The sequence below is a fragment of the Deltaproteobacteria bacterium genome (genome assembly GCA_016875395.1).
Taxonomy (GTDB): Bacteria; Myxococcota_A; UBA9160; order UBA9160; family UBA6930; genus VGRF01.
The window spans coordinates 14,435-35,184 of record VGRF01000036.1 but is presented as its reverse complement, the minus strand read 5'-3'; the positions used below and the strand labels follow the sequence as shown (position 1 = coordinate 35,184).

Annotated in this window: 23 protein-coding genes and 2 pseudogenes; 13 read left to right on the top strand and 12 right to left on the bottom strand. The window is 69.9% G+C overall.

Annotated elements, in window-relative coordinates; translation table 11 throughout:
• The first annotated feature begins 1,058 nt into the window (after positions 1 to 1,058).
• From FJ091_19955 to FJ091_19945, 3 genes are read left to right on the top strand one after another with little or no spacing between them, the layout of a single operon-like run.
• On the top strand, positions 1,059 to 1,547 hold the full coding sequence (locus FJ091_19955) for a pyridoxamine 5'-phosphate oxidase family protein (protein MBM4385629.1): 489 nt from the start codon (positions 1,059 to 1,061) through the stop codon (positions 1,545 to 1,547).
• A gap of 47 nt (positions 1,548 to 1,594) precedes the next feature.
• Positions 1,595 to 2,074, top strand: coding sequence for a GNAT family N-acetyltransferase (locus FJ091_19950; protein ID MBM4385628.1), 480 nt, complete (start codon positions 1,595 to 1,597; stop codon positions 2,072 to 2,074).
• On the top strand, positions 2,071 to 2,652 hold the full coding sequence (locus tag FJ091_19945) for a hypothetical protein (protein ID MBM4385627.1): 582 nt from the start codon (positions 2,071 to 2,073) through the stop codon (positions 2,650 to 2,652). Before FJ091_19950 ends, FJ091_19945 begins: the two co-directional genes overlap by 4 nt.
• Positions 2,653 to 2,680: 28 nt before the next feature.
• On the opposite strand, the gene FJ091_19940 is transcribed toward FJ091_19945, so the two are convergent.
• Positions 2,681 to 3,391, bottom strand: coding sequence for a VOC family protein (locus tag FJ091_19940; protein ID MBM4385626.1), 711 nt, complete (start codon positions 3,389 to 3,391; stop codon positions 2,681 to 2,683).
• Position 3,392: 1 nt separating this feature from the next.
• Positions 3,393 to 3,671, bottom strand: coding sequence for a TMEM165/GDT1 family protein (locus FJ091_19935; protein ID MBM4385625.1), 279 nt, complete (start codon positions 3,669 to 3,671; stop codon positions 3,393 to 3,395).
• Positions 3,672 to 3,743: 72 nt separating this feature from the next.
• On the opposite strand from FJ091_19935, the gene FJ091_19930 reads away from it, so the two are divergent.
• From FJ091_19930 to FJ091_19915, 4 genes are all read left to right on the top strand, one after another.
• Positions 3,744 to 4,208 carry a hypothetical protein gene (locus FJ091_19930; protein ID MBM4385624.1) on the top strand — a complete coding sequence of 155 codons (465 nt, stop codon included), beginning with the start codon at positions 3,744 to 3,746 and terminating at the stop codon, positions 4,206 to 4,208.
• Positions 4,209 to 4,273: 65 nt separating this feature from the next.
• A complete protein-coding gene (locus FJ091_19925; GenBank protein ID MBM4385623.1) occupies positions 4,274 to 5,128 on the top strand; it encodes a DMT family transporter in 855 nt (284 codons plus the stop codon).
• A 247-nt stretch (positions 5,129 to 5,375) separates the two neighbouring features.
• A complete protein-coding gene (locus FJ091_19920; GenBank protein MBM4385622.1) occupies positions 5,376 to 7,406 on the top strand; it encodes a carbon starvation protein A in 2,031 nt (676 codons plus the stop codon).
• On the top strand, positions 7,403 to 7,591 hold the full coding sequence (locus FJ091_19915; protein MBM4385621.1) for a hypothetical protein: 189 nt from the start codon (positions 7,403 to 7,405) through the stop codon (positions 7,589 to 7,591). Before FJ091_19920 ends, FJ091_19915 begins: the two co-directional genes overlap by 4 nt.
• Before the next feature lie 7 nt (positions 7,592 to 7,598).
• On the opposite strand, the gene FJ091_19910 is transcribed toward FJ091_19915, so the two are convergent.
• The 3 genes from FJ091_19910 to FJ091_19900 all read right to left on the bottom strand — a co-directional run bounded on the left by FJ091_19910 (position 7,599) and on the right by FJ091_19900 (position 9,779).
• Positions 7,599 to 7,964, bottom strand: a complete 366-nt coding sequence (locus tag FJ091_19910) for a VOC family protein (GenBank protein MBM4385620.1) — start codon at positions 7,962 to 7,964, stop codon at positions 7,599 to 7,601.
• A 10-nt stretch (positions 7,965 to 7,974) separates the two neighbouring features.
• Positions 7,975 to 9,294 (bottom strand): magnesium transporter, encoded by a 1,320-nt coding sequence (gene mgtE / locus FJ091_19905; GenBank protein ID MBM4385619.1) that lies wholly within the window; start codon positions 9,292 to 9,294, stop codon positions 7,975 to 7,977.
• Positions 9,295 to 9,383: 89 nt separating this feature from the next.
• Positions 9,384 to 9,779: a VOC family protein gene (locus tag FJ091_19900; protein ID MBM4385618.1), complete on the bottom strand. Its 396-nt coding sequence runs from the start codon at positions 9,777 to 9,779 to the stop codon at positions 9,384 to 9,386.
• Positions 9,780 to 9,816: 37 nt separating this feature from the next.
• Here FJ091_19900 and FJ091_19895 point away from each other — a divergent pair, with 37 nt between their 5' ends.
• Positions 9,817 to 10,314: a hypothetical protein gene (locus FJ091_19895; GenBank protein MBM4385617.1), complete on the top strand. Its 498-nt coding sequence runs from the start codon at positions 9,817 to 9,819 to the stop codon at positions 10,312 to 10,314.
• Position 10,315: 1 nt separating this feature from the next.
• On the opposite strand, the pseudogene FJ091_19890 reads toward FJ091_19895, so the two are convergent.
• Positions 10,316 to 10,717 (bottom strand): annotated as a pseudogene (locus FJ091_19890) (GFA family protein).
• A 39-nt stretch (positions 10,718 to 10,756) separates the two neighbouring features.
• Between FJ091_19890 and FJ091_19885 the strand changes: the two are divergent.
• Positions 10,757 to 11,206, top strand: a complete 450-nt coding sequence (locus FJ091_19885) for a DUF2087 domain-containing protein (GenBank protein MBM4385616.1) — start codon at positions 10,757 to 10,759, stop codon at positions 11,204 to 11,206.
• 1 nt (position 11,207) lies between these two features.
• The gene (locus tag FJ091_19880; GenBank protein MBM4385615.1) at positions 11,208 to 12,368 is read left to right on the top strand and encodes a nitronate monooxygenase; all 1,161 of its coding nucleotides are present in this window, start codon (positions 11,208 to 11,210) and stop codon (positions 12,366 to 12,368) included.
• Here the strand turns inward: FJ091_19880 and FJ091_19875 are convergent.
• A complete protein-coding gene (locus FJ091_19875) occupies positions 12,365 to 12,757 on the bottom strand; it encodes a hypothetical protein (protein ID MBM4385614.1) in 393 nt (130 codons plus the stop codon). The genes FJ091_19880 and FJ091_19875 overlap by 4 nt on opposite strands.
• A gap of 86 nt (positions 12,758 to 12,843) precedes the next feature.
• On the opposite strand from FJ091_19875, the gene FJ091_19870 reads away from it, so the two are divergent.
• Positions 12,844 to 13,824 (top strand): dienelactone hydrolase family protein, encoded by a 981-nt coding sequence (locus tag FJ091_19870; GenBank protein MBM4385613.1) that lies wholly within the window; start codon positions 12,844 to 12,846, stop codon positions 13,822 to 13,824.
• Here the strand turns inward: FJ091_19870 and FJ091_19865 are convergent.
• Positions 13,812 to 15,356: an AMP-binding protein gene (locus tag FJ091_19865; protein MBM4385612.1), complete on the bottom strand. Its 1,545-nt coding sequence runs from the start codon at positions 15,354 to 15,356 to the stop codon at positions 13,812 to 13,814. The genes FJ091_19870 and FJ091_19865 overlap by 13 nt on opposite strands.
• A 133-nt stretch (positions 15,357 to 15,489) precedes the next feature.
• Here FJ091_19865 and FJ091_19860 point away from each other — a divergent pair, with 133 nt between their 5' ends.
• Both FJ091_19860 and FJ091_19855 read left to right on the top strand, forming a co-directional pair.
• Positions 15,490 to 16,893: an FAD-dependent oxidoreductase gene (locus FJ091_19860; protein ID MBM4385611.1), complete on the top strand. Its 1,404-nt coding sequence runs from the start codon at positions 15,490 to 15,492 to the stop codon at positions 16,891 to 16,893.
• Between the two features lies 1 nt (position 16,894).
• Complete coding sequence (locus FJ091_19855; protein ID MBM4385610.1) at positions 16,895 to 18,010, top strand: DUF4263 domain-containing protein; 1,116 nt, start codon at positions 16,895 to 16,897, stop codon at positions 18,008 to 18,010.
• On the opposite strand, the pseudogene FJ091_19850 reads toward FJ091_19855, so the two are convergent.
• The 4 genes and pseudogenes from FJ091_19850 to FJ091_19835 all read right to left on the bottom strand — a co-directional run bounded on the left by FJ091_19850 (position 17,962) and on the right by FJ091_19835 (position 20,668).
• Positions 17,962 to 18,327 (bottom strand): annotated as a pseudogene (locus FJ091_19850) (hypothetical protein). The gene FJ091_19855 and the pseudogene FJ091_19850 sit on opposite strands and share 49 nt — an antisense overlap.
• A 113-nt stretch (positions 18,328 to 18,440) precedes the next feature.
• Positions 18,441 to 18,770, bottom strand: coding sequence for a type II toxin-antitoxin system PemK/MazF family toxin (locus tag FJ091_19845; GenBank protein MBM4385609.1), 330 nt, complete (start codon positions 18,768 to 18,770; stop codon positions 18,441 to 18,443).
• Positions 18,767 to 19,021, bottom strand: coding sequence for an antitoxin MazE family protein (locus FJ091_19840; protein ID MBM4385608.1), 255 nt, complete (start codon positions 19,019 to 19,021; stop codon positions 18,767 to 18,769). The genes FJ091_19845 and FJ091_19840 overlap by 4 nt, the downstream gene beginning before the upstream one ends.
• A 90-nt stretch (positions 19,022 to 19,111) precedes the next feature.
• On the bottom strand, positions 19,112 to 20,668 hold the full coding sequence (locus tag FJ091_19835) for an AMP-binding protein (GenBank protein MBM4385607.1): 1,557 nt from the start codon (positions 20,666 to 20,668) through the stop codon (positions 19,112 to 19,114).
• Positions 20,669 to 20,750 lie beyond the last annotated feature (82 nt).

The window sequence follows — 20,750 nt, the reverse complement described above, 5'->3', positions numbered from 1 at the left end:
AACAAAGTGGACAAGCCGTTCGAGAGGAAGCTGATCCACACGGTGAAGGGTGTGGGGTATGTGGTGGAGGATCGCGGGGGGGGGGGGGGGGGGGGGGGGGGGGGGGGGGGGGGGGGGGGGGGGGGGGGGGGGGGGGCGGGGGGGGGGGGGGGGGGGGCGGGGGGGCGGGGCGGGGGGGGGGGGCGAGGAGGGGGGGGGGGGGGGGGGGGGGGGGGGGGGGGGGGGGGGGGGGGGGGGGGGGGGGGGGGGGGGGTGAAGAGGTTGGGTGCGAGGGAGGATCCAGCTGCGGCCCGCGTGCGCGGGGGTCGCTGCGGCTCGGCGCGTCGCGCGCGTGCGGGGGTTCTCCTCAGGTCAGGTGAGGTATGGGCCGCAGGTGGTTCGAGTTGTTATCGGCGTGAGTGCGCGGCGACGCCTGGCGCTCGCCTCCGCGGCCCCCGCTCCCGCGGGCCTGGCGGGCTTGGGTGGCGGCGTTGCTTGTTTCACGAATCGAGGGGGGAGGGGCGGGGCGGAATCGACGCCATCGAGGCGTCGATTCCGCACGGCTGCGCGCTTGTTGTGGTGTTCGAGTGGGCGATGCGGCTCGTGATCGAGTGGCTGCTCGGCGTGCGACCGAGGGCTTGGTTGGTTGCAAGGGAGGATCGAGCTGCGGCCCGCGTGCGCGGGGGTCGCTGCGGCTCGGCGCGTCGTGCGCTTGCGGTGGTTCTCCTCAGGTCAGGTGAGGCATGGGCCGCAGGTGGTGTGAGTTGTTAGGGGCGTGAGTGCGCGGGGACGCCTGGCGCTCGCCTCCGCGACCCCCGCTCCCGCGGGCCTGGCGGGCTTGGGTGGCGGCGTTGCTTGCTTCACGAATCGAGGGGGGAGGGGAGGGGCGGAATCGACGCCGTCGAGGCGTCGATTCCGCACGCTGCGCGCTTGTTGTGGTGCTCGAGTGGGCGATGCGGCTCGTGATCGAGTGGCTGCTCGGCGTGCGACCGAGGGGGCGGCCCGCGGGCCATAGAGGCGTTGATTCCGCACGGCTGCGCGGTCGTCGTGGCGTTTGGTGTGCGTGATAGGGTGGCCTCATGGGGAATCGAATCGTTGCTACGCGGCCGCACATGCCGGGCTATGGAATCTCGGAAGACGTTCACGGGGTCAAGCCGTGGAGCTGGGCCGAGGAGATTCTGCGAGCGGGGCACAACTATTGGCTTGCGACAGCGCGCGGGGATGGACGGCCGCATGCGATGCCGGTGTGGGCGGTGTGGGAAGCGAATGCGCTGTGGATCTCGACGGGTGAGCAGAGCCGGAAGACTCGGAACCTGCGTTCGCGGCCTGAGTGCAGCGTCAGCACGGAGCGCGGCCCGCACGCGGTGATCGTGGAGGGCGTCGCGAGCGCGCTCAGCTTTTCGCAGGTGCAATCTTCGATTCCACGGGCGTATCTCGCGAAGTACGGAATGGGGCTGCCCGAGGACTCGCCGGTGTTTCGCATCGACCCGAGCGTGGTGTTCGGGTTCAGCGAGGTGCACGAGGAGTTCAGCGCGGATGCGACGCGCTGGCGCTTCGAGCGCGGCTGATGTCGCGCGCGCGGGTGATCGCGGCCCGCCCAGAGCATTTCGCGGCGATGCGCGAGGTGGAACGCGCCGCGGAGGAAATCTTCCCACTCGACGTCCTTCCGCAGGCGCTGCGTGGCGCGTCGCTCACGAGCGACGACGAGTTCGAGGCGGCCCGGCGCGACGGGTTGCTTTGGTGCGCGCTCGACGCGCGCGACCGCGTGATCGGCTACGCGATCGCGCTGTGGCTCGGCGACCGAAGCCTGCACCTCGACGAGATCGACGTGCACCCCGCCGAGCAGCGGCGAGGCGTCGGACGCGCGCTGATTCAAAGCGTCCGCGCGCATGCCGAGGCGAACGGCGCGCCGAGGCTCACGCTCACCACGTTTCGGGGCGTGGCGTGGAACATGCCTTGGTACGAGCGGATCGGGTTCGTCGAGTTGACGCCGAGCGAGTTGGCGGGCGAGCTGAGCGAGATCTTCGAGGCAGAAGTAACGCGCGGTCTCGCGCGCGAGCGGCGCGTGGCGATGGCGCTGGATCTCGCGCGGTGAACACGCCCGCGCACGTCGTGCTGAATGCGTTCGCGCTCGGGCGCTGGCGATTCGCGGCGCATCCGTGGGCGATCGCGCTCGGCGCGCTGCTGCCGGACGCGCCGATGTTCGCGTTCTACGCCTATCAGCGCGGCTGGCTCGCGACGCCCGAGCGCGTGATTTGGTCGCAGACGTACTTCGAGCCCGAGTGGCAGCAGCTCTTCGACGCCTTCAACTCGCTGCCGCTGATCGCGCTCGCCGCACTGCTCGCGTGGAGAGCGCGCCGCGACGCGTGGCTCGCGTGCCTCGCGAGCATGGCGCTCCACTCCCTGGCGGACTTGTTAGTGCACCACGAAGACGCGCACGGTCACTTCTGGCCGCTCAGCGAGTACCGGTTTCGCAGCCCCGTCAGCTACTGGGATCCCGCGCACCACGGCGACGTGTTCCTCGCGTTCGAGCTCGCCGCGCTCGTCGCTGCGAGCATCGCGCTCTGGCGCCGCGGCGGAAGCTGGCGCTGGCTCGGCGGCGGCGGGATCGCGTGCACGGCGGCGTTCGCGGTGTTCGCGCTGACGCAGTGGAGCGGGCTCGGCGCGGCGTGAGGCGCGCAAAGTTACGGGCGGCGTCCGACTATGGGCGCTGCACGAAGCGCGTCCCGAGCTTCGGCGCGGGGCCTACGGGCAGCGCGAGCGCGCGCGGCGCGGTGACTTCGATGCAGCGCGGGCCGGGCTCCTCGCTCGCGTCCATGTCCACCGTGATCGTGAGCGGCGAGTCGGGCCACGCGAACACGAGCGCGCTTCCGCTGCGTCTCTCGTTGCCGCCCATCAGCTCGCCCCACTGCCGGCGCGCGAGCTCTGCGCTCGTGCTTGTTAGGCGCGGCCCGCTCACACACGCGGCGCCGGGCGCCTCCGTCGCGTCCGGCATGTGTGAGTCGTCGGGACGCTCGTGTGCTTCGACGAGCTGAATCACGATGCCCTGCGCTTGCTTCGGGTGGAGGAACGCCTCCTGCCAGTACGGATCGCTGCGGTCCTGCGACGCGATGCCGTAACCCATCGCCGTCGCGCGCTCGATCATCGCGTCGAGGCTCGAGACCTTGAACGTGACGTGATGAACGCGCGGCCCGCCGCGCGCGAGGAAGCGGTGCAGGAAGCCGTCGTCGCCGAGCGGGAAGATCACCTCGATCCGCCCGCCGTCGGCGTACACCCACTGCATGAAGCCGAACGGCGGCCCGCTCGCGTGCCCGCCCGCTTTCACGCCGCCGAGCGCGACTTCCAGCATGGGCTCCGCATCGGCGATCGCATGCGCGCCGATCGCGACGTGGTCGAGCTTGATCTTCAGCAAGTCAGTCTCCCCGAGAGAGCAGCACCCACACGCCCACTGCGATGAAGCCCACGCCCGCGACCCAGCGCAGCACGCGCGGGCTCACGTACTCCGAGATCACGCCGCCCGCGAGCACGCCGAGCGCCGAGGTGAGCACGAGCGCGCTCGCGGAAGCTGCGAACACGGTGAGCTTCGGGTGCGCGCGGTCGGAGGCGTAGAGCATCGTTGCGAGCTGCGTCTTGTCGCCGAGCTCGGCGACGAACACGCTCGCGAACACGGTGGCGAACAGGCGCAGATCCATCGCAGCTCCTCGTGAGCCGCCTAGCGTGCGACGCGGCCCGCGGTCACGCTAGGCGGCCGCCGAGGAGACACGATGCAGCCGCAGATTCACCCGCGCTGGGGCATCGGCCGCGTGCGGCTCGGCATGACGCGCGACGAAGCCCGCGCGCGCGCGGGTGAGCCCGACCGCATCGAGGAAGACGACGAACTCGCTGGCGTGCGCTTCGGTTGGCACTACGAGCGTTTCGGCTTCTCGCTCTACTTCGACGCCGACCTCGGAGGCCGCTTGACGCTCGTCGTGTGCGAGGCCGAGAGCACCTCCGTGCGCGGAGTGCGGCCGATCGGCATGCGCGAGGCCGAGGCCAAGCGCGCGCTCGCGCCCATCGGCGCGCTCGCGCTCGACGAGGAAGCATCGGACGACGCGCTGCGCTTCCACCGCATCGAGGACGCGGGCCTCGGCCTTCTGTTCGCGGATGGCGTGTGCGAGTCCGTGGATCTGTCGGTGTCGCTGCAAGGCGACGGCGAGCTGAGCTGGCCGAACGGGGACGCGCCGGAGTGAGCGAGACCGCGCTGCACAAGCCCAGCGGCGAGGTCGCGCTCGGCGCGGGCTTCGCGGCGACGACGATGTTGTTGTGGGCCGTGCTGCCGTTCGCGCTCGCCGGCGCGCTCGCGCGCGTCACGCCGCTCACGCTCACGTGGGCGCGCTTCGTGATCGCGAGCGTCGCACTCTTCGCGTGGCTCGCAGCGCGCAGGGAGCTGCCCGAGCTGCGCAAGCTCGCAGGTGGCGGCTGGCTGCTCCTCGCGCTCGCCGTCGCCGGCCTGGCCGCGAACTACATCGCGTACCTCGTGGGCTTGCAGCGCACGACGCCCGCAAGCGCGCAGGTGCTGATCCAGCTCGCGCAGGTGCTGCTCACGCTCGGCAGCTTGTTCGTGTTCGGCGAGCGCTTCACGCGTGTGCAGTGGGCCGGCTTCGCGACGCTCGTCGTCGGCCTCGTCACGTTCAGCTGGGCGCAGCTCGCACAGCTCGCGAGCGAGCTCGATCGCTACTTCTCAGGCGTGCTGCTCATCGTGTTCGCCTCGATCACGTGGGCTGGCTACGGCCTCGCGCAGAAGCAGCTGCTCGTGCGGCTCCCCTCGCAGGCGCTGATGCTGCTGCTCTACGCGGGCTGCGCGGTTTGCTTCACGCCGTTCGCCGAGCCCGCGCAGCTCGCCGCGCTCGATGCGCGCGGCTGGGGCCTCGTCGCGTTCTGCGGGGCGAACACGCTGCTCGGCTACGGCGCGCTCGCCGCTGCGCTCGCGCACTGGGAGGCCTCGCGCGTCTCCGCGCTGCTCGCGGCGGGCCCGCTCGTGACGCTCGCGATCGCCTCGCTCGCCGCGGGCGCGGTGCCCGCCGAGCGCCTCGACGCCACGAGTTGGCTCGGCGCCGCGTGCGTGGTAGCGGGCAGCATCGCGACGAGCGCGGGCGGCCGGCGCGCCTAGGGCGCGCACCTGGGACGTACACGCACATCTGCGCGCACCTGGGACGCACCTGCACATGTGCGCGCACAGGGGACGTACATGCACTTGTGCGCGCACCTGGGACGCACGCGCACCGAAGTGCATGTACGTCCCATGTGCGCGACTCGGTGCACGTACGTCCCCTGTGCGCGCTTTGGTGCACGTGCGTCCCAGGTGCGCGGCCTGCGGGGGTCGCGGAGAATGCGCGCGTTTCTCAGGGAGGTCGCGCATGCAGGTCGTGGTCTGGATCCTCGTCGCGCTGCTCGGAGCCGGCGCGCTCGGCGTCGTCGCCACCGCGAACGGGGAGGCGATCTCGAGCACGTGGTTCCTCGTCGCCGCGGTGTGCGTCTACGCGATCGGGTACCGCTTCTACTCCGCGTTTCTCGCCGCCAAGGCCTTCGCGCTCGACGACTCGCGCCTGACACCCGCGCATCGCCTTGCAGACGGCAAGGACTTCGTGCCCACGAACAAGTGGGTCGCGTTCGGCCACCACTTCGCCGCGATCGCGGGGCCCGGGCCGCTCGTGGGTCCGATCCTCGCCGCGCAGTTCGGCTACTTGCCCGGCACGCTCTACATCCTGATCGGCGTCGTGATCGGCGGCGCGGTGCAGGACTTCACGATCCTGGTCGGCTCGCTGCGGCGCGACGGCAAGTCATTAGGGCAGATGGTGCGCGACGAGATCGGCCCGATCGGCGGCGCCGCCGCGCTCGTCGGCGTGCTCGCGATCATGGTGATCCTGATCGGCGTGCTCGGCCTCGTCGTCGTGAACGCGATGTTCGGCAGCCCGTGGGCCACGAGCACCGTCGCCGCCACGATCCCGATCGCGATGGCGATGGGCATCTACATGGTGCGCATCCGCCCCGGCCGCGTGCTCGAAGCCACCGCGTGGGGCCTCGGGCTCGTGCTGTTCTCGGTGGTCGCGGGGCAGTGGGTCGGCGAGAGCGAGACGCTGCGGCCTTGGTTCGATCTGCCCAAGGAGACGATCGCGCTCGCGATCATCGTCTACGGCTTCACCGCGAGCGTGCTGCCGGTGTGGTTGTTATTGGCGCCGCGCGACTATCTGTCCGCGTTCATCAAGATCGGCACGGTCGCGCTGCTCGCCGGCGGCCTGCTCGTCGTGCAGCCCGAGGTGAAGCTGCCCGCGCTCACGCAGTTCATCGACGGCACCGGCCCCGTGTTCTCGGGCAAGCTCTTCCCGTTCTGCTTCATCACGATCGCGTGCGGCGCGATGTCGGGCTTTCACAGCCTGATCTCGAGCGGCACCACGCCGAAGCTGCTCGACAAGGAGAGAGACGCGCGCTTCGTCGGCTACGGCGCGATGCTGATGGAATCGTTCGTCGGCATCATGGCGCTGATGTCCGCCGCGGTGATGGATCCCGGCGTCTACTTCGCGATCAACTCGCCGGCCGCTGTCATCGGCACCACCGTCGAAGAAGCCGCGCGCGTGATCTCGGGCTGGGGCTTCGCGCTCGATCCGCTGCACCTGACGACGCTCACGCAGCAGATCGGCGAATCGAGCCTGCTCTCGCGCACCGGCGGCGCGCCGAGCCTCGCGGTCGGCATGGCCGAGATCTTCTCGCAGGCGATGGGCGGCGAGGGCTTCAAGGCCCTCTGGTACCACTTCGCGATCATGTTCGAGGCGCTCTTCATCCTGACGACCCTCGACGCCGGCACCCGCGTGGGCCGCTTCATGATGCAGGACCTGTTAGGTCAATTCTCGAAGCCGCTCGGCGAGACGACCTCGCTCGCCGGCAACGTGATCGCCTCCGCGCTGATCGTCGCGGGCTGGGGCTACTTCCTCTATCAGGGCGTGATCGATCCGCTCGGCGGCATCAACTCCCTGTGGCCGCTGTTCGGCATCGCGAACCAGCTGCTCGCCTCGATCGCGCTCACGCTCGGCACCACGATCCTGATCAAAGGCGCGCGTCCCATCTACGCGATCTGCACCGCGATCCCGCTGACTTGGCTCGTCACCGTCACGATGACCGCGGGCTGGCAGAAGATCTTCAACCCCGATCGCCGCATCGGCTTCCTCGCGCAGGCCGAGCATCTGAAGGGCCAGCTCTCCGCCGGCGCGATCGCGCCCGAGAAGATCGCCGAGACGAACGTGGTGATCTTCAACAACACGCTCGACGCAGTGATTACGGGCGTGTTCATGCTGATCGTGTGGATCGTGCTGCTCGACGCCGCGCGCGTGTGGCTGCGCACTCTGCGCGGCGGTGGGCCGAGGCCCGTGCCGGCGATGGCGGAGGCGGCGTGATGGTCACAGCGATGAACCTCGCTCGCCTCCGGCTCGCTGCGCTCTTCGCTTGCGGCGAGCGCTTCCTCGCCGCGCTGCGCGACTTCCTGCGCGGCTTCGTCGGCGTCACGCAGGTAGGAAGCGACGCGCACAGCGTCCGCTGCGCGCTCGCGCGCAGGGCGGAGGGAAGGCGGAGCTGCTGTTGAGCGCGGCTCACCCCGCCTGAAACAGCTCCACCGCATTCCCCGACGGGTCCTCGCACAGAATCTGCTGCCCACCGGGGCCGCGCACGATCTCGTTGCGGAACGGCACGCCCGCGGCGCGCAGCTCGGCGACGAGCGCGGCGAGATCGCTCACCTCGATCACGATGCGGTTCCAGCCGCCGGGCTCCGGCTTGCGCCCATCGGGCATCGCGCGCGCGGCGGAAGAGGGCGGGCCTGCAAGCCAAAGTGTCAGGTCGCCGCGCGCCACCATCGCCATCGCGGGCCCGAAGCTCTGCTTCAGCGCGAAGCCGAGGCGCTGCGTGTAGAAGGCGACTGCGGCGGCGACGTCGCGCACGAGGTAGCGGGCGGTGGCCATGGCGAAGTCCTCACAGCAGCGTCCCGCTCAGCACCACGGTCGCGACGCTGAAGTAGATCACGAGGCCCGTCACGTCGACGAGCGTCGCGACGAACGGCGCGCTCGCGCTGGCGGGGTCGAAGCCGAAGCGCCGCAGCGCGAAAGGGAGCATGGCGCCGGCGGTCGCGCCCCACATCACGATCCACACGAGCGAGAGCGAGACGGTCACGCCCACCGCCACGAAGTGCTCGCCGAACGTGCTCTCTGCGCCGGGGAAGAGGACGACGCGCGCGAGGCCGATTGCGCCGAGCGCGACTCCTAGCAAGAGGCCGATCACGACCTCGCGGCGTAGCACGCGCCACCAGTCGCGCAGCCTCACTTCCTCCATCGCCATCGCGCGGATCACGAGCGTCGAGGCCTGTGAGCCCGCGTTGCCGCCGCTCGAGATCACGAGGGGGATGAAGAGCGAGAGCACGATCGCGCGCGCGAGCTCGTCTTCGAAGAAGCCCATCGCGGCCGTGGTGAGGAACTGTCCGATGAACAGCACGGTGAGCCACACCGCGCGCTTCCTCACGAGGTCGAGCACGCTGGTCTCGAGGTATGGCAGGTCGAGCGCCGCGCTCCCGCCGATTTTCTGGATGTCCTCGGTCGCCTCTTCGCGCACCACGTCGACCACGTCGTCGATCGTCACGATGCCCTGTAGCTGCCCCGCGGCGTTCACCACCGGCACGGCCATCAGGTCGTTCTCGGCGATCACGTTCGCGACCTCTTCCTGATCGAGGTCGTCGCGCACCGTAATCACTCGCGTGCGCATGATGTCGCGCACGAGCTTGTCCGAGGGCGCCGCGAACAGCTCGCGGAACGAGGCGACGCCGAGCAGGCGATTCTCCGCGTCGAGCACGTAGATGTAATAGATCGTCTCGACGCGCTCGCGCGCCGCGCGCCGCAGGTACGCGATCGCCTCGTCGACCGTCATCTCGGGGCGCAGGCGCACGTAGCGCGGGCTCATCAGGCCGCCCGCGTCGTCCTCCGCGTAGGCCATGAGCGCCGCGACTTCGCGGCGCGCGGCGGCGTCGAGCGCGCCGAGCAGCGTCTCGCGCTGCTCCGCCGGCGCGGCCTGCACCACGTCGGCGGCGTCGTCGGGCTCGAGCTGCCGCATCCAAAGCTGGCGCTCGGTCGGCGTGAAGGTCGCGAGCAGCGCGCACTCTTCGCGCGCATCGAGCGCGGTGAAGAAGCGCTCGGCCTCGTGCGGTGCGAGCAAGCGGAAGCCTTCGAGCCGCTCCTCAGAATCGAGGAACGGCCACGCGTCTTCGAGATCGCTGGCTTGGACGCTGTCGCTGTCGGTCTGCATGCGCGTGCACCGTGTTGGCTCCGCGCATTCTTACGCCGCCCGCGCGGCGGTGCGCCGGTGCCCGCGAAAATTTCTTCACGCCGCTCGTGTCATTCGGAGCGATGGCACACGGCCTCGATGCGGTTGCCTTCGGGGTCTTCGAGGAATGCGGCGTAGTACGTGGCGTGGTAGTCGCTGCGCGGGCCGGGCTCGCCTGCGCTCGCGCCGCCGTGCGCGAGGCCTGCGGCGTGGAAGGCGCGGACCTGCGCGCGGCTTGCGGCGCGCAGGCACACGTGGCGCCGCGCATCGGGGCTCGCGGCCGGCGACTCGAACACGCTGAGGTAGGAGTGCGCGTCGTCTCGGCCCGAGTTGCGCTCGCCGAAGCCGATCGCGCGGGGCTCGTCGTACGCCTCGCGCGCGCCGAGCGCGGCCATCACGGCGCGGTAGAACGGCTTCGCGCGCGCGAGGTCGCGCAGCGTGATCGAGACGTGGTCGAGCAGCTGCATCGCGAGCGCCTCCCGTCGCACTGATTATGCTCGCGCGATGAAGCGAGCCTTGCTGCTGCTCCTCCCCCTCTCGGCGTTTCTCGGCATCGTCGTCTTCACCTCGTGCACGTCCCTCTCGCATCACACGGCCCCGCCGTACGACCGCGACGCGGGCGAAGCCGCCAAGATCGAGGCGCGGGCCGCCGAGTGGTGCACGGAGCACGGCGAGCCCGCGGGTCTGCCCACGATTCCGTTCCGCTTCGACGGCTGCTCGTGGTGGCTCGACCGCTTCGGCGAGTCGGACTGGCGGCACTGCTGCGAAGAGCACGACTACGCCTACTGGTGCGGCGGCTCTGCCGAGGACCGCAAGCGTGCCGACGCGAAGCTCGGCGAGTGCGTCGCGTCCGTAACGAGTCCCGGCTACGGCGAGTTGATGCGTCTCGGCGTGCGCGTCGGCGGCCATCCGGCGGTGCCGCTCTACTTCCGCTGGGGCTACGGGCACGCGTACTCGGGGCGCTATCCCGAGGCGAAGCCGCCGGAGGCGCCAGCGCGCTGATTCACTTCGGCGCGGGCTGCGCCTCCGCGAACTGCGGCAGCGCGTCGGTGATCTCGTGCCAGGGCGCCTTGTGTGAAGTCCAGATGTGGATGCGCGGCTTCATGCCGGGATCGTCGTCGAGCGAGCCGACGCGCAGCACGACGTGCGCCTGATCCTTCCACGCCGCGATCAGGTGCGAGCCACAGCGCGCGCAGAAGTACCGCGTCTTGCCCGGCGTCGATTCGTAGCCGACCACTTCGCTCTCACCTGCGGTCCAGCGGAAGCGCTCGCGCGGCACGCGCGCGGAGGTGTTGAACGCGGCCGAATGCGCCTTGCGGCACGTCCGGCAGTGACAATTCCCGAGCGGCCCGAGCTCGCCGTCGATTTAGTACCGAATCCGCCCGCACAAACAGCTGCCTCGCAGCATCGAGTCTCCTTCGCGCTGCGCCTACTCTACGCCCCCATGATCTCGCTGGAAGAATTCGTGGAGCGCGTGCTGAAGCTCGGCGCCGATCGCGGGCCGCGCGGCTTTCCGCGTGGGCGGCGCGATCGCGAGATTCTGATGAAGAGCATCACGCTCGAGCTCGACGAGAAGGCGACGTACAGCGAGCGCGAGGTGAACGAGCAGCTGAAGCGCTGGCTGCGCGAGATTGCGCCCGCGATCGAGATCGATCACGTCGCGCTGCGCCGCACGCTCGTCGACTACGGCTACCTCGAGCGCACGCGCAATGGCAGCGCGTATCGCGTGGGCTTTCCGCCGAAGGCGGTGGCGTTCGACGTCGAGGTGTACGACGCGAACCTGCGCGCGACGGTGGCGGCCTATCTCGCGGAGCAGGACCGCAGAGCCGCGGAGAAGAAGGCGCGGCGCGCTGCGCTGACGCACCATGCGGCGCCCGAGAGCGAGGAGAGCTGAGATGTCGCGCCCCACACTTCGTACTGCCCTTTGCGATCGCGTCGGTATCGAGTACCCCGTCGTGCTCGCAGGCATGGGACCGGTCGCAGGCACCGGAGCGCCCGTCGCGACTGCGGAGCTCGCGGCGGCCGTATCGAACGCGGGCGGGCTCGGCATCATCGGCGGTGTCGCGTACTCGCCCGAAGTGCTGCGCGGCGAGATCCGCAAGCTGCGTTTGCTGACGAAGAAGCCCTTCGGCGTCGACCTGCTCTTGTCGCCGAACTTCCTCGTGCCGCGAAACGCCGCTGCCGCTGCGCCGCCGCGCGCGGACAAGCTGCCGAAGACGCACCTCGACGCGATCGCGCGCATCGCGCAGTCGCTCGGCATCGAGCTGAAGCAGGCGCCGCCCGCGCGCGGCGACGGCGGCTCGTGGGTGAAGCCCGGCGAGAGCTGGGCGGGTGCGCAGATGGAAGTGTTGTTGGAGGAACAGGTGCCCGTGTTCGCGTCGGGTCTCGGCACGCCGAAGCCGTTCGCCGCTGCGCTGCGCGCGAATGGCACGACGATCCTCTCGCTCGTCGGCACGGTGAAGGCGGCGCGCCAAGTCGCCGCCGACGGCGCGGACTACGTCGTGGCGCAGGGCACCGAAGCGGGCGGGCACACGGGCAAGATCGGCACGCTCGCGCTCGTGACGCAGGTGATCGAAGCGGTCGCGCCGAAGCCGGTGATCGCGGCCGGCGGCGTGACGACGGGACGCGCGCTCGCCGGCGTGCTCGCGCTCGGCTGCGAGGCCGCGTGGTGCGGCACTGCGTTCCTCGTCGCGAACGAAGCGAATCAGCCCGCGCTGCAGAAGCAGCGCATCCTCGCCGCCGCTGCGGAGGACACGGTGATCACGCGCCTCTACAGCGGCAAGACGATGCGCAACGTGACGAACCCGCTCATCGAAGCGTGGGAGCGCGAGGGTCTGCAGGCGCTGCCGATGGGCGCGCAGGGCGCGCTGATCCGCGATCTCCAGTACTCGATCGAGCAAGCGAGCCGGCACGAGCTGCTGATGAACGCAGCGGGCCAGACCGCGGGCCTCGTGACGAAGCAGCGGCCCGCGGCGGAGATCCTCGCCGAGATGGTCAGCGAAGCGGCCGAGGTGTTAGGGAGTCAGCTCGCGAAGCGCGTGCAGGTGTCGCGCTAGCTGCGACCCGGCCTCGCGCGCAGCGAAGTCCACGCGAGCCCCGCGCCGATCGCGACGAAGCCGAGGAAGTGCGGCCTCACGCCGCGCACTGCGAGAGCCCCGAGACCGAACGCGAGATACGTCGCCGCCACCGCGAGCGCCGCCCGCCAGCCGAAGTCGCCGCCCGCGCGTGCGTCGCGCCACGCGAGCACGACGATCGCGCCGAATGCGAGCATCGCGGCGCTGCCGAAGTACCAGCCCGCGGCGATGCCGCCGATGAGATCTGGATCTACGCCGGCGGTCCCTAGTGCCACGGCGGCTGGCGGCCAGCCGCCGATCGCATGTGGGATGGCGCCGGCAGCGGTCACGAGGCCGAGAACGAGCAGCGCGGGATGTGAGTGACGCGGCATTGCACGCAGCTTCTCACGCCGCGTGCGCTTCTCTCAACTGCTCGCATTCGCCGTCGCTTCGCCGCACCCTCGCGCTCGGAGGAGCCATGAACGGCGAGGCCCGCTTTCGAGACCGCGAGATCGTTTTCGCGAACGGCGCGCGTGGTGAACACGTCGAAGTCGACAGCGCCGATCCCGCCAACTACCGCGCGGCGATCGCGTCGCCGCGTGCGCTCCCGCGGCGCGCAATCGACGGCAAGCTCTTCCGGCCGCCGCGCGCCACCGGCGCGACCCCGGCAGTGGTCGTCGTGCCGGGCAGCCTCGGCGTCGCGCCATCGCACCTCGCCCACGCCGAAGCGCTCACGAGCGAAGGCATCGCCGCGTTCGTGATCGACCCCTTCGGCGCGCGCAGCGTCACGTCGACGGTCGCGAACCAAACGCAGTACTCGTTCGCCGCGAGCGCGTACGACGTGCTCGCCGCATACGAAGCCCTCGCGCGCCGCGCCGACGTAGACGCCGCGCGCATCGGCGCGCAAGGCCACAGTCGCGGCGGCTCCGCGGTCGTCACCGCCTCGATGAGGCGCTTCGCCGATGCGGTCGCCGGCGCGGGTCGTGGACTCGCCGCCGCCTACGCCGCGTATCCATGGTGCGGCCACCAGTTCCTCGATCCCGCGATCGGCCGCACCCGCCTACGCGCCGTCATCGGCGACCGCGACGAGTGGTGCCTGCCCCAACAAGTGCAGGCGCAGATTCACGCGATGCAGCTGCGCGGTGGCGATGCGAGCCTGCGCATCTTCGACGGCGCGCAGCACAGCTTCGATCGCGAGACGAAGATCGAGCTCGTCGCCGACGCCTCGGTCGCGCCTGCTGCACCGACCGCGTACCTCGCGGACGACGGCGCGTTCGTGCATCCCCTAACAAACAAGCCGGATCCCGCGCTGACGGATCGCGAGCTGATGATCTACGCGATGAAGGCGGGCTACGGGAAGCGAGGCGCGCGGATCGGCACGGAGGGAACGCTCGCGGCGGAGTTCCGCGCGGACATGCTGCGGTTCTGGCGCGAGGCGCTGCTCGCTCAGCGCTCGTAGCGCTGCTTCAACTCCCGCTTCAGCACCTTCCCCGACGGATTCCGCGGTAGCTCCGCCACGTGCTCCACCTGCTCGGGCAGCTTGTACGTCGCGACGCCGCGCTCGCGTAGAAACGCCGCGACCGCGGCGAGCGCGAGCGGTGCCGCGCCCTCGCGCGCCACGATCACTGCGCACACGCGCTCGCCGCGCACCGCGTCCGCGAGGCCGACCACCGCGGCTTCCCTAACAGCTGGATGCGTGTGAAGGTGATCCTCGATCTCCTTCGCGGAGATGTTCTCGCCCTTGCGGATGATGATGTCCTTGAGCCGCCCGGTGATCGCGAGGTAGCCCTCGGCGTCGAGCACGCCGAGATCGCCCGTGCGCAGGAAGCCGCGCTCGTCGAACGCGTCGCGATCGAGCGCGGCATCGACGTAGCCGCGAAACAGGTGCGGCCCGCGCACGCGCACCTCGCCTTCCTCACCGCGCGCGGCCTCCGCGCCATCGAGCTTCACGATGCGCAGCTCCGTTCCAGGCGTCGCGCGACCCTCGGTCGTCGCGAGCTTCTCTGGCGCGTCGGTCACGCCGCCCATCACGGCGATGGGATGCTCGGTGAGCCCGTAACCGGAGTGAATCGCGGCGCCCGTCTCCGCGAGCAGATCCCAGAACAGCTGCGGCGGCTTCGGCGCGCCGCCTCCGGGGTAGCCGCGCACGTTTGCGAACAGGCGCTGCGCGCCGTGCTCGCGCTGCGCGGCGAGATACGCCTGATGGAACACGGTGCCCGCGCCGAGCTGTGTCGCGCGCTGCTCGGCGAGCCAGAGCGGCGTGCGCTTCGCGTCGAAGATCTCCACAACGAGCAGCGTGAAGCCGAACATCAGCGAGCCCACGAGCCAGTTCACGCCGCCCACGTGCGTGACGGGGAAGACGAGCGCGACGCGGTCGTCCGCGCGCAGCGCCTGCACCTCGCACATCGCGCGGCCGGGGAACGCGACGGAGTGGTCGGTGTGCCGCGCGCCCTTCGGGTCGGCGGTGGTGCCCGAGCTGTAGAGGATCCAGCGCACCGGCGCGGTAGCGGGTTCCGTAACGACTGGCGCGGGCGGGAGCGACGCGGGATCGCCCTCGGGCAAGCCGTCGTCGATGCAGTGGACATTTTGGCCGGGCCGAAATGTCGCAAGCTGCGTCGCCATCGCCTCGAAGTCGAAGCCGCGAAACACGCGCGGCACGAACAGCCAGCGTGCGCCGATCTGCCGCGTGATGAACGCGACCTCGCGCTCGCGCAGGATCGGCAGGATCGGGTTCTGCACCGCGCCGAGCCGCGCGAGCGCGGCCGTGAGCACGAGCGCATCGATGCGCGTCGGCAGCTGCCACGACACGGGCACGTCGCGCGCGACGCCGAGCCGCGCGAGCCCCGCGGCGCAGCGCAGCGCGGCGTCGCGGTACTGCGCGAACGAGAGCGTGCGGCCGCGCTCGTCGAGCGCGAACAGCGCATCGGGCGTCTCGGCGGCGCGCGCTTCGAGCAGCGGCCAGAGATCGGTGACGTGCGTGAGCGCGGGCATGAGCGAGGCAGCGTCGCGCACCGGGGACGTACCCGCACAAGGGCGCGCACTCGGGACGTACGTGCACATCTACGCGCACTGGGGACGTACATGCACACCGCCGCACATCGCCCGACCGACGTACCATCGGCCCATGGCGAACGACTACGACGTGATCGTGATCGGCGGCGGCGGAGCGGGCATGTGCGCGGCTGTCGAGGCGCACGACGCCGGCGCGCGCGTGCTGCTCGTCGAAGCCGCGGGCGCGCTCGGCGGCTCGACCGCGATCTCGGGCGGCGTCTACTACGCCGCCGGCACTTCGGTACAGCGCGCGGCGGGCATCGCGGCCGACAGCGCCGACGCGATGTACGAGTACTACCTCACGCTGAATCAGCACCGCGTCGACCCGGGGGTCGTGCGCGTGCTCTGCGACGAGGCTGCGCCCGGCGTCGAGTGGCTGATCTCGCTCGGCGTCGAGTTTCGCGCGCGCGATCTCTACGTGAGCGGCGTCGAGAGCGTCGCGCGCGGGCACGCGGCGCGCGGCAACGGCGCCGCGATCGCCGCCGCGCTCGAGCGCGCCATACGCGCACGCCCCATCGATCTCGCGCTCGGCAATCGCGTGGAGCAGTTGTTATTCCGCGACGGCGCCGTGCGCGGCGTGCGCGCGAACGGCGAGGACGCCACCGCGCGCAGCGTCGTGCTCGCGAGTGGCGGCTTCGGCCAGAACGCGGACCTGCTCGCGCGCTACTACCCAGACGGCGTCGCGAGCGGCGACTGGTCGTGGTGCATCTCCGCGCCAACGTGCGTGGGCGACGGCCTCACCATGTCCCAACAAGTCGGCGCCTCGATCGGCGGCCACGGCCGCGGCCTGCTCCTAACAACTCCCGGATTCTCGAAACAGCTCGAAGCCCACGTGCCCGGCTGGATCGTCTACGTCAACCCCGACGGCCGCCGCTTCGTGAACGAGATGGCGGCGTACGCCGTGATGGCGGGCGTGATCAAGGAACAGGGCGGCCGCTGCTGGGCGATCTTCGACGAGGCGACGCGCGCCGCGGCGAAGCCGAGCCCGGATCTCGCCGACGCCTTCGCGAGCGGCGTGATCCCGCTCAACTGGGTCGCCGAAGTTCTCGAGCGCGAAGCCAACGCGGGCAAGCTGCATCGAGCGGACTCCCTCGAAGCGCTCGCGAAGCGCGCCGGCATCGCGCCCGCCGCGCTGGCGAGCACCGTGTCGCGATACAACGCCGACTGCGCCGCCGGCCGCGACAGCGCGTTCTTCAAGGACGCGCGCGAGCTGCGCCCGATTGCGACGCCGCCGTTCTACGCCGCCGAGATCCGCCCCGCGATCGTGTGCCTCACCAGCTGCGGCCCGCGCATCACCCCCGACGCGCGCGTGCTCGACCAGAACGAGCGCCCGATCCCCGGCCTGTTCGCCGCGGGGGAGGTGACGGGCAACGTGTTAGGGGAACGCTACGTGGGCGGCGGCAACTCGATCGCGAATGCGGTGGTGTTCGGGAGAGTGGCGGGGAGGAGTGCGGCGCATCGAGGGGAGGTCGCCTGAAATGCCGCTTCCTCGGGATGCGTCGCTCGATGATGTCAAGGTTCGAATCCGCGAGAGCTACACGAACCCGAACGTCGGGCGGGTACAGCAGGCAATCCTGAAGGACGGCCCGAGGACCTTTCGAATCGCGACTTTGTTCGAGATCCTCGATCCCAAAACAAGCGCCTCCCATCACTACTCGCTCCGGATCGACTCGATCGATCGCCGAAAGGCCGGCTGGTTCGCGAAGCCAGAGAAGTCGATCCGTCTCGAGGGCGATGACCCCAACGAGATCGAGCGGCTCTTCAGGTTTCTCAAGGCGTTCATGGAGGGCAGCCTCTCTGAGAAATCTGGCGATGTGCACATTGTCGGCTCAGACGACTACGCAAGGCTTGAGCGGTTGCTGACCGCCCTGCCAAACCTGGCTTCCTCCGACAAGCTGGCTCTCGTCCGAACGATCTTGTCCCAACTTGAAGGTTCGCCCTCCGTCGCGGACGAGTTCGTCGCCGCCTTCCAGGGCGGGAACGCCGATGCGGTGCGGCACATCGGTCTTGCCGCGCGGATGGTCGAGTACGAGAGGGCATGCTCCGAGCTGCGGAGCTTGATTGCTGCGAGGGATACGCTGGAGCCTGCATTGCAGGCGCATCTCCGGAATCACCCTTGGATGTTCGGGAGCGAGTACAGCGAGCTGCTTGATCGGCGAGGGTGGACTCGAGACAGCGAGCAGGACTACATGCTCAGGCGAACTGTCGACTCCTACCTCGAAGTCGTTGAGATCAAGAAACCGGCCGAGACGCTTTTCATCCACGACCGGTCCCACGACACGTTCCACCCGTCGGCAAAGCTCTCTGCCGCGCTCGGGCAGGCAATCCACTACATCGAGGAGATCGAGCGAGACCGGAACTCCATCATCGCGGTCGACGGCGAGGATCCGTTGAAGATTCGCGCCCGAGTGATCATTGGCAGGAACGGAAGTGCAAAGGAACGATCAGCTCTTCGAAACCTCAATGGTCACCTTCATCGAATCGAGGTGCTGACCTACGACCAACTCCTCGGCATCGCTGAGCGGACTCTCGCAATCTTTAGGTCTCAAGCGCACACGACAGACGTTGAGGTCGAAAACGAGCCGCCCTTCTGACCGGGACATCCTTGGTCGATCCGCGCCATCTTCCTCAACTCCCCCTTCACCACCTTCCCCGACGCACTCACCGGCAGCGCGTTCACCACGCGCACGCTCCCCGGCACTTTGTAGTTCGCCATGTTTGCCTTGCACCAAGTGATTAGGGCCGCAGGCTCGATGCTCGCGCCCGGCGCGGGCACCACGAACGCCATGCCGACCTCGCCTTGGCGCTCGTGCGGGAGGCCGATCAACGGCGACCTGCGCGATGCCGGGGTGCTGGTAGATCAGGTTCTCGACCTCGGCGGATAACAGTTGAAGCTTCCGGTGATGTACATGTCCTTGATGCGGTCGTGTGGAGCCAGCCCTCGGCGTCGACCTTCGCGGTCTCGGTGAGATCAGTGCTTCGCGCGGATCGACCCCTTCCCAACCGTCACGCTGCGCCCGATTCCTACCCCACCAATCCCAAGAACAGCATCAGCGCGCGATTGAGCCGCACGATGTCTTCGTCTGCGAGGCGCCCGATCCGTTTCCCGAGCTTGTCGCGTGCGACGGTCGTGACCTTGTCGACCATGATGCTCGACGTTTCTCTCAGGCCATTCGCGTCGCTGGGCTCGATGCGCAGGCGGAACAGTGGAGCCTCGGTCGGATCGGTTGTGAACGCGCACACGCTGATCGAGGCGGTCCCTTCGAATCGATCGTCCTGGATGATCACGACGGGGCGCGGCTTGCCCACATATGCGCCGCCGGCGGACGCGGTCCAGACTTCGCCCCGGTTCACTCGAAGCTCAGCTCGCCCAAGGCAGCGACGAACGCCTGGTCATCCGCAGCTCCCGCACTCGAGGCGACTGCGAGCGATTGCCGGCGCGCCTCGTTCGCGAATCGGCGAGAGCGCGTGTCGGGCACCCAGATCTGGAGGGGACGAAGTCCCTGTGCCCGCAAGCGGCGGCGGTGAGCCTCGACCTTCTCTCGGGAGGTCTTGGGCTTGGCGGGCTTGCGACGTGCGAGCCTGCGCTTCGGTGCGGACGGCACGGTGGATCCTTCCTGACCCGGGTTACATGTAACCTATCGGCTCGGCTCGTCGCGACAAGTGCTCTACGAGAACCGCGTTCGTCCCTCGCTTCAGCTCCGCTCCGTCGCCACCTTCCGGAGCTCCCCCTTCACCACCTTCCCCGACGCATTCATCGGCAGCGCGCTCACCACGCGCACGCTGCCCGGCACCTTGTAGTTCGCCATGTTCGCCTTGCACCAAGTGATTAGGGCGGCGGGGTCGATCGTCGCGCCCGGTGCAGGCACCACGAACGCCATGCCGATCTCGCCTTGGCGTTCGTGCGGGACGCCGATCACGGCGACTTGGGCGACGCCGGGGTGCTGGTAGATCAGGTTCTCGATCTCGGCGGGATAGCAGTTGAAGCCGCCGGTGATGTACATGTCCTTGATGCGGTCGGTGATGCGCAGGTAGCCGCGCGCGTCCATCACGCCGACGTCGCCGGTGTGGAGCCAGCCCTCGGCGTCGATCGTCTTCGCGGTCTCGGCGGCGTCCTCGTAATAACCGCGCATCACGTTGTAGCCGCGCACCCAGATTTCTCCCGCCTCGCCGCGCGGCGCTTCCACGCCGTCCTCGCGCACGCACTTCACCTCGGTGTCCGGGAGCGCTTTGCCAGAGGTGGTGGCGATCGTCTCGGCGTCGTCGTCCGGCGTGCAGAGCGAGACGGTTCCGCAGCTCTCGGTGAGGCCGTAGGCGGTGATCACGCTCTGGAAGCCGAGCTCGCGCTTCATGCGGTGCACGAGCTCCACCGGGACGGCGGCGGCGCCGGTCACGGCGAGGCGCAGGCCTGATAAGTCGAACTTCGCGCGGTCCGGGAATGCGAGGAATGACTGGTAGAGCGTGGGCGGGCCGGGCAGCACGTTCACGCGCTCGTTCGCGCAGCGCGCGAGCACGGTCGCGACGTCGAAGACGGCGTGCGGCAGCGCGGTGGCGCCGCGGATCAAGCACGTGAGCCAGCCGGCCTTGTAGCCGAAGCTGTGGAAGTACGGATTCTGGATCAGGTAGCGGTCGCCCGTGCGAATCCCGACGCCGCGGCTCCAGGCGTCGAACACCTTCAGGTTCTGTCCGTGCGCGGTCATCACGCCTTTGGGGAAGCCGGTGGTGCCGCTCGTGAAGAGGATGTCGCTGAGGTCGTCGCTCGTGACGGCCGCCCCGCGCGCGCGCGCATCTACGGCGTTCACGCGCTCGCCGGCGGCGACGAACTCGCTCCACGGCTGCGCGTTCCTCGCCACGCCCGCGAGCGCAACGACGCGCTCCAGCCTCGGCAGCGGCTGCGTCGCGATCGACTCGGCGTAGTTCACGCCGAGGAACTCGCCGACCGTGAAGAGCAGCTTCGCGCCGCTCTTCCCTAACACGTACGCCGCCTCGTGCGCCTTGAAGCGCGTGTTCAGCGTGACGAGCACGCCGCCGACGCACTGCGCGCCGAGCGCCGCCACCTCCCACGCCCAGCTGTTAGGGGCCCACACCGCGACGCGATCCCCGTGCGCCACGCGCGCCGCGAGCATCGCCCGAGCCGCGCGCTCCACCTCGGCCGCGAGCGCCGCGAACGTGAAGCGCCCCGCGCCGTCCTCGACCGCGGACGCGCTCGGCCACAGCTCCGCCGCGCGCGCGAGCGTGCGCGGGATCGTCATCTCGAGCCAATCCGGATTCTGCTGGGCCACGGCGCGGAACCCCCAGTGAATGCTCAGCTTTTTCTCGCTACGAGACGGAACG